We start from the raw sequence: 10,628 nt of genomic DNA, 5'->3' as shown, positions 1-10,628 counted from the left end.
TCGCCTCGATCCGTTCGGCACGCCCCGACCGCCGGACGGGTGCGGCAGCATCCGTCCGGCGGCGGAACTCGCCAGGTGGCACGGTCCCGGTTCCGCGCGGGGCGGAACCGGGACCGGGACTCACTTGCCGATGTCGGAACGCCCGGCGGCGCTCATGATCCGACCCTTGTCACGTCCGGAGATGACACCGGCCGCGAGCAGATCGTTGGTCACCCGATCCACGTGGGACACGAACTGCCCGTGATTGCCGTAGCCCGCCTGTTCGTCGATCAGGTCGTTGATCGTGCAACCGTTCCCGGAGTCCCGGTTGACCACACCGGTGTCGTCGGAGCCGATCACCACGGTTTTCCGCAGATCCGAACCAGGACAGGAGTCGGGTTTGATCTCGAAGGTGAACGTGCCCACCTTCGAGGTGTTGCCCGCCTTGTCCGTGGCCCGGTACCGCACGGTGTGGTTTCCCGCACCTCGCACGGTCACCGGTTCCGCGTAGTCCGTCCAGCCCTTCTCGTCCACGCGGTACTCCACGGTCGCCACTCCGGCCCCGCTGTCCGAGGAATCCAGGGTGACGCTCACGGGAGTGTTGTAGGTTCCCGCGTACTCGCCGTGCGGATCGCCGTTGGGCTCGGCGGGGGAGGGCACCGCGGAGACCTTCGGCGCGGTCACGTCGATGCTCTCGTCGACGCGGACGTTGCGGAAGGCGACCGTGTCCTCGTCCCCGTGGTTCTGCAGCCCGATGTGACCGTTGCTCAGGTCGACGTTCTGGTCGTCGTCGACCCAGTGGGTGATCCGGGTACCGTTGAGGTGGACCGTGATCGACTGTTCGGTCACGACGATCTCGTAGGTGTTCCACTCGCCGGCCGGGTTCAACGCGGCGTCGCGTTTCTCCTGGTCGGGAGCCTGTTCGTCGTAGATCGCCCCCGTCTGGTTCGCCGGGGCGTCGGTGGGATCTATCTGGATCTCCTCACCGCTGTTGACGGCTGCCCACGGATCGTTGCCCGGATCGGGGAATCCGACGAACACCCCGGAATTGTCCTGGTCGGAGAGTTTCCAGTCCAACTTCAGCGAGTAGGGGGCCTCGAACTTTCGGTCGCCCAGCCAGTACAGGCCCATGCCGCCGGTCGAACGCAGCGTGCAGTCCGAGGTGTGCTCGAATCCGCCGGGCCCCGCCTGTTCCCAACCGTTCATGCTGGCCGCGGTGCCGTCGAACAGACTGGTGTAACCCTGTTCGGGTTCTACCGCTTCACAGGCGGGCGAAATTCCCGTGCGATCGAGGTGCATCGAGTCCACGTCGAACAGTCCGCCCGAACCGTTGCCCGTGAACACCAGGAACAGCTCGTCCGAACCACCCGGATCGCTCACCGGCACGGGGCCCACCTCGGTGTAGGTGCCCCAACCGCCGGTGTTGGGCACATCGGTGGTGGCCACCACCGGACCGTCCGGGGCGCCGGAGCGCACCTCGATCGTGCCGCCCGGACCGCCCGAGGAGACGCGGAAGGTGGCTGATCGGATCCCACCGAGGTTGTACGGAGTGAACGAAGTCCAGTCACCCGACTGGATGTGTCCGACCCTGGCACCGGCTTCGGCACCCGCACTGTCCTCCACGACCTGCACTCCGTTGCTGTCGTCGAAGAACTCCGCCTGCTTGCTCGCGGGCTGCATGATGATCTCGGCGGAACCGCTCAGGGCAGGCGCCTGCTCGGTGGGCGAGGTGTCGGTGTAGCTGGCGTTGAGCACACCGTAGATGTCGGCGCCCTGATGCCCGTCCGTGTTGGAGGTTTCGATGGTCCCGCTGCAGCCGTTGGCCTCGCTCAACGGGTGCCCGTGGGAGTCATTGCCCGTGGAATGACCCAGGATGTATTCCACGTGCACCTTCGAGCAGTCGACCGCCGTGCCGTCCGGATCGGTGACCGAGACCTGGTAGTTGATCGTGTCCCCGAACTCGAACACCTTGCCCGCGGCCGGTCGCTGGAACGTCACGCTGGGAGCGGTGTTGCCCACCACCACCGTCTCACTGGCCGAGCCGGTCTTGCCGGTCTGATCGGTTACGGTCAACGTGGCGGTGTGCTCGCCGTCCGAGGTGTAGGTGTGCGTGGGGTCGGCCTCGGTGCTGTCGGTCTGCCCGTCACCGTCGAAGTCCCACGCGTAGCTCAGCGAGTCACCCTGGTCGGGATCCGAGGATCCTCGCGACGAGAAGTCGACCTCCAACGGGGCTTGCCCGTTCGTCGGTTCGGCCGAGATCTGTGCTGTGGGGGCTCGTCCGTCGCGGGTGTAGTCGATCCGGTACACGGCCGAGTCCTCGGCACCGCCGAAGTAACCACTGCCGTAGTCGAGTACGTACAGCGATCCGTTCGGACCGAACTCGATGTCCATCGGACGGGTCAGCGTCATCGAGGGAAAGAAGTCCTCGATCTGTGACGGCTGCCCGTTCGAGTCGGGAGTGATCGTCTTGATCCAGCCGCGTCCCCACTCGTAGGCGAAGAACTTGCCGTCGTAGGAGGCAGGCAGTTTCGTGGTGGACGGGCTGTCGGCGTCGTAGTGGTAGACCGGACCTCCCATGGGCGACTCGCTGCCCGAACCGAGTTCGGGAACCGAGCCGTCGTTGTAGGGCAACCACGCGGGCTTCGCGGTGGGCAGCTGCGTGAGCCCGTCGTTGTTGGGGGAGTCGTTGACCGGATTGGCGCAGTCGAACTCGCCGCTGGAGTTACCGGTGGCGAAGTCGTAGTCGTGGTAGGCCTTGTTGTCGCCCACGCAGTACGGCCAACCGTGGTTACCGGGCTCGGTGACCCGTTCGTACTCCACGATGCCCGCAGGGCCGCGTTGCGGATCGGCGGTTGCGGCGTCCGGACCGTAGTTGCCCACATAGACCGTGCCGGTCTGCTGGTCGACCGAGATCCGGTAAGGGTTGCGGAAACCCATCGCGTAGATCTCGTCGCGGGTCTTGTCACTGTTGTCGCCGGCGAACAGATTGTCCTGCGGGACCCTGTAGGAACCGTCCGAGGCGACGTCGATCCGTAGTACCTTGCCGCGCAGGTCATTGGTGTTGCCCGAGGTGCGCTGCGCGTCGAAGGCCGGGTTGCGGTTTTCGCGTTCGTCGATCGGGGTGTACCCACTCGACTGGAAGGGGTTCGAGTCGTCCCCGGTGGACAGATACAGCGACCCCTCGGGGCCGAAGGCGATGTCCCCACCCACGTGGCAGCACATACCGCGGGTGGCGTCCACCCGCATGATCTGCTGCTCGCTGCTCATGTCGAGGGTGCCGTCCTGAGCGAGCTTGAAGCGCGAGAGCTGGTTGTAGCCCTGCCACTCCTCGAACGTCGCCGGATCGTCGGCAGTCGCGGGGGCATCCCCAGCGGGGGTGTTCAACGGAGGTGCGTAGTAGAGATAGACCCATCGGTTCTGCTCGAAGTTCGGATCGATCTCCAGCGACTGCAGTCCCTCCTCGTCGTGGGTGTAGACGGGGATATCGGCAGCCACTTCGGTGTTTCCGGACGCGGTGGTGTAGTACAGCGTGCCCTGACGCTCGCTGTGCAGCACATCGCCGTTCGGCAGTACCGCCATGCCCATGGGCTCACCGACCTCGTCGGCCGTTTTCGCCAGTGTCACCTGGTTGAGAGTCCCCGCCGATGCGGACTCGCCGCAATCGGCCGAGACAGCGCCCGCCGCGGTTCGGATGCCGCCCGCGAGATGGTCCAGGAAGTTCTGGTTCGAGAAGGACTCGGCGGTGTGTCCCATTCCCGTGTACCAGGAACGGCCACCCTGATAGGGCTGGCACCAGCTGATCGGGTGGTCCTCGCCCATCGAGCCGCCGTCGTAGGTGGATTCGTCCAGCGTGCTCAACACGTGCACGTTCTCGCGGGGATTGGGCGAGTAGTTGTACCACTCGTCGGTGCGAGTCCACTTCTGCGGCAACGATGACGTCGAGGGGTGCTCGGAGTCGGTGACGTCGACGGTGGCTTCCTGCACGGCCGGGTGGGAGTCGAAGTAGGCTCCGACGAGGTCGCCGTAGAACGACCAGTCGTACTCCGTGTCCGCCGCCGCGTGCACACCGGCGTAGCCGCCGCCGTTGTTGATGTACTTCTCGAAGGCCGCCTGTTGCGTCGCGTTGAGCACGTCCCCGGTGGTGGACAACCACACGACCGCCTCGTACTGCTTGAGGTTGTCGTAGGTGAACGCCGAGGCGTCCTCGGTGGCGGTCACTCCGAAGTGGTGCTCGTTGCCGAGCTGTTTCACCGCCTCGATGCCTGCCGGGATGGAACCGTGTCGGTAACCGGCGGTCTTCGAGAAGACCAGTACGTTGAACTCCTGGTGCTTCGGGGTGACATCCGCCGCGGAGTCGGTGTTGTTCGTGGCGGTCGTGGAGTCGTCGGACCGTGCGGCGGCTGGCGCGCCGAACGCGATCATGGTTCCGACGAGAAGTATGGTGCTGAATGTCGCCGCTAACGCTCTACGTAATAACGGTGGCACGGTGTCTCCCTCTGTAGACAGCATGCTGATTCAATTTCGAATACTGGTTGCGCGACAGAATCTCTTTCCCGGACACGTCATTTCCGCTACGGTCGATTCCCGATTTTCGCCTCGGGGAGACGCCGGACTGCCGCTGGAAGCGGGGAACCCGGTTGACCGGCTTCACGAAGATGACGGATCCGACGGGACAACTCGATCGAGGGGTCGATCGAAATCTCGGAGCATGCTCAGCATCCGAGACGCCGAAGGTAGTGGTATCCCTCCCTCGCGGTTTCCCTCGGGTGTGGCTGGTCGTCACGTTCCACGAAGAAGTGACGAATTCCGGCGCGTGTTCGCTCCGCCAGAATGCGTTCGTAGTCGATGACCCCCTCACCCAGGTCGGCGAACGAACCGTCCGGGGCCATTCCCTTGATGTGTGCGAGTGGAAATCTGCGGGGTGCTCGTTCGAACAGTTCCAAGGGATCGACGCCCGCCTTGACCACCCAGTAGAGGTCCACTTCGAAGTCGACCAGATGCCGGTCGGTCTCCTCCAGCAGGACGTCGTACGGACGTTTGCCTTCCAAGGTCTCGAACTCGTGGGCGTGGTTGTGGTACCCGATCCGGACGCCGTGCCTACGTGCCAGATCACCGGCCCAGTTCAGCCGTTCGGCCAGCCGGTGGTACGAGGCCAGGTCATCGGCGGAGAACCAGGGAAGGACGATCCAGCGTTGCCCCAGGACCCGGGCTCGGTGCAGCAGCTGTTCCAGCTGGTCCCGTTCGGTGGGGATGTCCTCGTGAGCGGCGGGGGTCCGGAGCCGCAGCTCCCGCAGCAGATCACGCGTTTGTTCCGCTGTGTGGTCGTACAGTCCGGCGAACTCCACCTCCGAGTAGCCGACCTCGGACAGGAACGAGAGAGTGTCGGCCACCGACTCGCTCATCATGTCGCGCAGGGTGTAGAGCTGGATTCCGATTTTGCTCCGCGGTATGTGCGGCCCGTGGCCCCACTCCGTTCCCGCGAGCGCCGTTCGCGCTCCCACCACCGAGGCCCCCGCAGCCAATGCCGCCGCACCCGCACCGCGGAGAAAAGTACGCCTGTCGTTGTTCGTGAACTCCCGCATGATCGATCCTTTCGTGCTCGAAGGTGATTCACAACGCGTTCTGTCGGGGGACCTCCGTCCAAACACTCTGATTGTTCGAGCTGTGCTCGACGGCCGCCAGTACGTGTTGCACCGCGAGGCCGTCGGCGAACGAGGGCTCGGGATCGCCGTCGGCGCCAACTGCTTCGAGCAGGTCCCGCATCTGGTGCGTGAAGGTGTGCTCGTATCCGAGTCCGTGACCCGGTGGCCACCACGCGTGCATATAGGGGTGGTCCGGTTCGGTGGCCAGTATCCTGCGGAAACCGGCTGTGGAGTCGTCCTCGGTGTGGTCGTGGAACAGCAGCTCGTTCATCGACTCGAAGTCGAAGGCCAGACTGCCCGCGGAGCCGTTGAGTTCCAGCCGCATGGCGTTCTTGCGCCCGGTCGCGAACCGGGTGGCCTCGAAGGTGGCCATTCCACCGCCGTCCAGCCGCGCCAGGAACGCCGCCGCGTCGTCCACGGTGACCTCTCCGTAGGCGCCGCTGCCGTCGTCGAGCGGACGTTCGGGAACGAAGGTCTGCGTGATTCCGGAAACCCCGGTGATGTCCTGCCCGGTGACGAACCGGGTCAGGTCGACAATGTGGGCACCGATGTCCCCCAGAGCTCCCGAGCCGGCCCGCTCCCGATCGAGGCGCCACATCATGGGAGTTTCCGGGTCCACGATGAAGTCCTGCAGGTACTGGGCGCGTACATGTCGAATCGTGCCGATTCGACCCTCGGCCACCATCCGCCGAGCCAGGGCCAGTGCCGGAACCCTGCGGTAGTTGAACCCCACCATGCTGCGTACACCGCGTTCCCGCGCTTTTCGAGCGGCCTCGGTCATAGCGCTCGCCTCCGTCACGGAGTTCGCCAGCGGTTTTTCGCAGAGCACGTGTTTGCCCGCTTCCAGCGCGGCGATCGCTATCTCGGGATGGGTGTCACCGGGAGTACAGATGTCGACCAGTGCCACGTCCCGACGTTCGATCAGTTTTTCCCAGTCGGTTTCGATCGCGGCCCAGCCGAGGCGTTCGGCGGCTGCTGTCGTGTTGTCCGCTCGGCGCCCGCACAACGCGGCCATCACTGGTCGGACGCGCGTGTCGAAGACCCGGCCGACGGTACGCCAGGCCTGCGAGTGGGCCGCTCCCATGAACGAATAACCCACCATCCCGACGCCCAGTCGGTCGTTTTCCGTCATCGGTCACGGTCACCTTTCTGTGTAGTGGCTCGTCCCGCCGCGCGAGGAGCACCTCCTCGCCGGTTGCCCGGAAGGCGTGTCCGTTGCGCGGCTGTCCTCGGCTCGCTCAGAACGCCGTTTTCAGGTACTCGTCGACGTTGTCCTTGCTCACGGTCGCCGAGTGCAGCGTGATCTCACTGGGTACGGCACGTTCCACCAGCCCGGACACGCTGCGCTGCTGTGCGAGGAGCCTGGCCATGTTGACGGCCGAAGCGGACATGGTCGGTGGGTACAACACGGTGGCGGCCATGGGGCCGTCACCCGCCTTGATGTGTTCCATCATCACCTTCGAACCGGCGCCGCCCACCATGAAGAACTCGTCGCCCCGGTTGGCCTGCTCGATCGCGGCCAGCACCCCGACCCCTTGGTTGTCGTCGTGGTTCCAGACCGCGTCTATGTTGTCCCTGGCCTGCAACACGTTTCCCATGACCTGGCGACCGGACTGCGGGGTGAACTCGGCGCTCTGACTCATCGTCACACTCAATCCCCGCGACTTGAGCGCTTCCGCGAACCCTCTGCTGCGCTCACGGGTCAGCTCCAGGTTGTCGATACCCGCGATCTCGACGATCACCGGGTTCTCCACCCCCTGCTGCTCGAGACGGTCGGCGATGAAGTTGGCCGCGTTGACCCCCATGCCGTAGTTGTCCCCGCCGACCCAGGTGCGATAGGCCAGCTTCGACGCGAAGACACGGTCGATGTTGACCACCGGGATGTTCGCCCGCATCGCCTGTTCGGCCACCTGGGTCAGCGACTCACCGTTGAACGGCAGGATCGCCAGTACATCGACCTTTTTGTTGATCAGCGTCTTGACCTGTGATATCTGACGATTCACATCGTTGGTGCCTTCCGTGGCCTCCAGCTTGACGTCCTCGAAGCTCTCGGCCTGGGCGATCGCGTTCTCACCGATGGCACCCATCCAGCCATGATCGTCGGAGGGAATGGACAGTCCGATCGTGACGGTTTCACCCGGTTGTGAGTTGTCGCCCTGCTGTTGGCCGACGAGCTGGTTGGCGCCATCGGACTCGCCGCTGCCGCTTCCGGTGCAGGCGGTGAGCAGCGCGCCCGCGCCCACGGCGGCTCCTCCCATCAGGAAGCGGCGGCGTTGCGTCGCTGAACTGTCCCACTTCGACATTTCGATACTCCTTCGACGGACGGGGTACTGCACGGTTTCGTGCGGAGTCCCTCCTGCCTCAGCCGGCCGATTCCTTGTTGGCACGGCGTTGCAGCAGCACGGCGATCACGATGATCACGCCCTTGGCTATCTGCTGGATCGGCGTGGACAGATTGTTCAGCACGAAGATGTTGTTGACGGTGGTGAACACGACCACACCCAGAATCGACCCGATCAGTGTCCCGCGGCCACCGGAAAGCAGCGTGCCGCCGAGAATCACCGCCGCGATGGCGTCGAGTTCGTAGAGGTTGCCGTGGGTGCTGGCTCCGGTGGCGGTGCGGGCCGTGAGCATGATCGCCGCGACGGCGCAGCACAAGCCGGACAGCACGAACACGATCGTGCGAGTTCGACGCACATCGATGCCCGCGAGCCTGGCTGCCTCGGCGTTACCACCGACGGCGAACACGTGCCTCCCGAACGTCGTCCGGTTCAGCAGTAACCATCCGAGGATCACGGTGGTGGCGAACATGTAGACGAGCAGCGGGATGCCCAGGAACTCCGTCGTGGCTATGGCACCGAATCCGTCCACTCGCACGACCTGCGGCTGTCCTCCCGAGATGAGGGTGGCCATGCCGCGGTAACTGGCCAGCCCCGCGATCGTCACGATCAGTGACACGAGACCGCCGTAGGCGATCAACACACCGTTGATGAGGCCACAAGCGCCGGCCACGACGACCGCGGTGAACAGCATCCCCCACAGTCCGAACTCCTGGGTGGCTCCCGTGGTGGCCCACACCGAGGCCAGGGCGATGATCGCGCCCACCGACAGGTCGATACCACCGCTGATGATCACGAAGGTCATCCCGATCGACAGCACGCCGATGATCGAGGCCTGACTCAGCAGCAGCACCAGATTGGATACCTCGAAGAAGCTGTCCGTGGTGAAGCTGCCCACCGCGATCAGAATCACCAGTACTGCCAACAGCCCGAGAATCTGCCGCTGATTACCGTCCGAGAACCTCGCCCGAGCGTTTCGTGTTCTCGGCGTCGCGGCAGTGGCGGACCGTGATTCCGACGTCGGCACCGTGTCGGTCTGCGATTGCTCCGTCACGCGGCACTCCCTTCGATGAACAGATCGAGCACTTCGGCCTCGTCGATCTCGTCCGCGGGGGATTCCCGAACGATTCGTCCCTCGCGAAGCACCAGGACGCGATCCGAAAGACCGAGAACCTCCGGTATCTCACTGGAAACCAACAGCACCCCGACTCCGGAGTCGGCCAGCTCACGCACCAACGCGTAGATCTCGGCCTTGGCGCCCACGTCGACACCTCGGGTGGGTTCGTCCAGCAACAGCACCCTGCAGTCGGTCAGTAACCATCGAGCCACTACGGCTTTTTGCTGGTTCCCCCCGGACAACACCCGCACCGGTTGTTTCGTGTCCGGTGGTTGCAGGCGCAACGCGGTGGTTACTTCCTCGGCAGCGGCTTGTTCCCCGGTTCTGTTCACCCACCCCAGCCGGGCGTAACGCCCCAGGGCGGCCAGCGAGACGTTGTGCGCGATCGACTCGTACGGAACCAGGGCCTGACTCTTGCGCTCCTCCGGGGCCAGCCCCATCCCGCCGCGTACGGCGGCTCGCACATTGCCTGGTGGAAGACGCCCACCGTCGAGTTCCACCTTTCCGGTGCGGGGTTTGCGCGCCCCGTAGACGGTCTGCAGAATCTCCGAACGGCCCGACCCCACGAGTCCGGCTATTCCCACGATCTCGCCACCTCGCACCGTGAACGAGACGTCCTCGAATTCGCCGGTGCGACTCAACTCCGCGACCCGGAGCAGTTCGTGCTGTCCTTCTGGAGCGCTCCCGAAGTTACGTTCCGGGAAGGCGGAGACCATGCTCCGCCCCGTCATCAGCGACACGACCCGCTCCGTCGAGGTACTGGCCGCGGGGAGAGCCTCGGCCACGGTCCGGCCGTCCTTGAGCACGGTGATGCGGTCGCCGATCTCACGGATCTCGTCCAGCCGGTGCGAGATGTAGACGATCGCGATTCCCTGCCTGGTGAGCTCCTCGATCACCCGGAACAGACCCGAGATCTCGTCGTGGGCGAGCACGGCCGACGGCTCGTCCATGACGATCAACCTCGCATTGAGTGAGAGTGCGCGTGCCATGCTGACGAGTTGTTTGCTCGCCGATGACAGCTCGCCGACCTCTCGTGCGGGATCGATCTCGCCGTGCCCCAGTCTTTCGAGTAGCCGCCGAGCGTTTCGCCGCATCTCGGTGCGGCGTGCGAAGCCGACAGTGGTCGGCTCGTGACCGAGAAAGATGTTCTCGGCGATCGACAGGCCGTCGACCAGGTCCAGTTCCTGGTAGATCGTGGCGATGCCGAGCTTCATCGCCGCGGCGGGACTCCGTGGTGAGACCGCGTTGCCATCCCACTCGATGGTTCCCTCATCGGGACGTTGTGCCCCCGCGAGCACTTTGATCAACGTCGATTTGCCCGCGCCGTTCTGTCCGAGCAGGCAGTGCACCTCGCCGGTTCGCACCTCGAGGTCCACCCCGTCCAGCGCACGCACGCCGGGAAACGTTTTCACGATTCCGCGCATTTGAAGCAGGGTCGTACTCATCAGCTGGACTCCTCGAACCGTCGCGTGTCGGGGAGGCATGTGGTCTCGCCGAATCGAGAGACGATTCCGGCGGGAGGTGGCGCACAACACTTGGTGTAGCTGATCA

Annotated in this window: 6 protein-coding genes; all 6 read right to left on the bottom strand. The window is 64.8% G+C overall.

Annotated features, from left to right (window positions below; all coding sequences use genetic code 11):
* Nucleotides 1-120: 120 nt before the first annotated feature.
* The 6 genes from ACOQFL_RS08950 to ACOQFL_RS08925 all read right to left on the bottom strand — a co-directional run bounded on the left by ACOQFL_RS08950 (nucleotide 121) and on the right by ACOQFL_RS08925 (nucleotide 10,522).
* The gene (locus ACOQFL_RS08950) at nucleotides 121-4,401 is read right to left on the bottom strand and encodes a ThuA domain-containing protein (RefSeq protein WP_435543630.1); all 4,281 of its coding nucleotides are present in this window, start codon (nucleotides 4,399-4,401) and stop codon (nucleotides 121-123) included.
* Nucleotides 4,402-4,691: 290 nt separating this feature from the next.
* On the bottom strand, nucleotides 4,692-5,561 hold the full coding sequence (locus ACOQFL_RS08945; RefSeq protein ID WP_435543629.1) for a sugar phosphate isomerase/epimerase family protein: 870 nt from the start codon (nucleotides 5,559-5,561) through the stop codon (nucleotides 4,692-4,694).
* A 28-nt stretch (nucleotides 5,562-5,589) separates the two neighbouring features.
* The gene (locus ACOQFL_RS08940) at nucleotides 5,590-6,753 is read right to left on the bottom strand and encodes a Gfo/Idh/MocA family protein (RefSeq protein WP_435543628.1); all 1,164 of its coding nucleotides are present in this window, start codon (nucleotides 6,751-6,753) and stop codon (nucleotides 5,590-5,592) included.
* 106 nt (nucleotides 6,754-6,859) lie between these two features.
* Complete coding sequence (locus ACOQFL_RS08935) at nucleotides 6,860-7,924, bottom strand: substrate-binding domain-containing protein (protein WP_435543627.1); 1,065 nt, start codon at nucleotides 7,922-7,924, stop codon at nucleotides 6,860-6,862.
* 58 nt (nucleotides 7,925-7,982) lie between these two features.
* Nucleotides 7,983-9,014, bottom strand: a complete 1,032-nt coding sequence (locus tag ACOQFL_RS08930) for an ABC transporter permease (RefSeq protein ID WP_435543626.1) — start codon at nucleotides 9,012-9,014, stop codon at nucleotides 7,983-7,985.
* Nucleotides 9,011-10,522, bottom strand: a complete 1,512-nt coding sequence (locus ACOQFL_RS08925; protein WP_435543625.1) for a sugar ABC transporter ATP-binding protein — start codon at nucleotides 10,520-10,522, stop codon at nucleotides 9,011-9,013. The genes ACOQFL_RS08930 and ACOQFL_RS08925 overlap by 4 nt, the downstream gene beginning before the upstream one ends.
* Between the last annotated feature and the right edge of the window lie 106 nt (nucleotides 10,523-10,628).

The organism is Actinopolyspora sabaoui (genome assembly GCF_051225635.1).
Lineage (GTDB): Bacteria > Actinomycetota > Actinomycetes > Mycobacteriales > Pseudonocardiaceae > Actinopolyspora.
Note: the sequence above shows the minus strand (reverse complement) of the source record. Positions and strands in the feature narration are given on the sequence as shown.

What these genes read in the sequence shown, in the direction of transcription:
- ACOQFL_RS08950 (WP_435543630.1), bottom strand. Translation starts at nt 4,401, where the DNA reads ATGATCGCGTTCGGCGCGCCAGCCGCCGCACGGTCCGACGACTCCACG.
- ACOQFL_RS08945 (WP_435543629.1), bottom strand. Translation starts at nt 5,561, where the DNA reads ATGCGGGAGTTCACGAACAACGACAGGCGTACTTTTCTCCGCGGTGCG.
- ACOQFL_RS08940 (WP_435543628.1), bottom strand. Translation starts at nt 6,753, where the DNA reads ATGACGGAAAACGACCGACTGGGCGTCGGGATGGTGGGTTATTCGTTC.
- ACOQFL_RS08935 (WP_435543627.1), bottom strand. Translation starts at nt 7,924, where the DNA reads ATGTCGAAGTGGGACAGTTCAGCGACGCAACGCCGCCGCTTCCTGATG.
- ACOQFL_RS08925 (WP_435543625.1), bottom strand. Translation starts at nt 10,522, where the DNA reads ATGAGTACGACCCTGCTTCAAATGCGCGGAATCGTGAAAACGTTTCCC.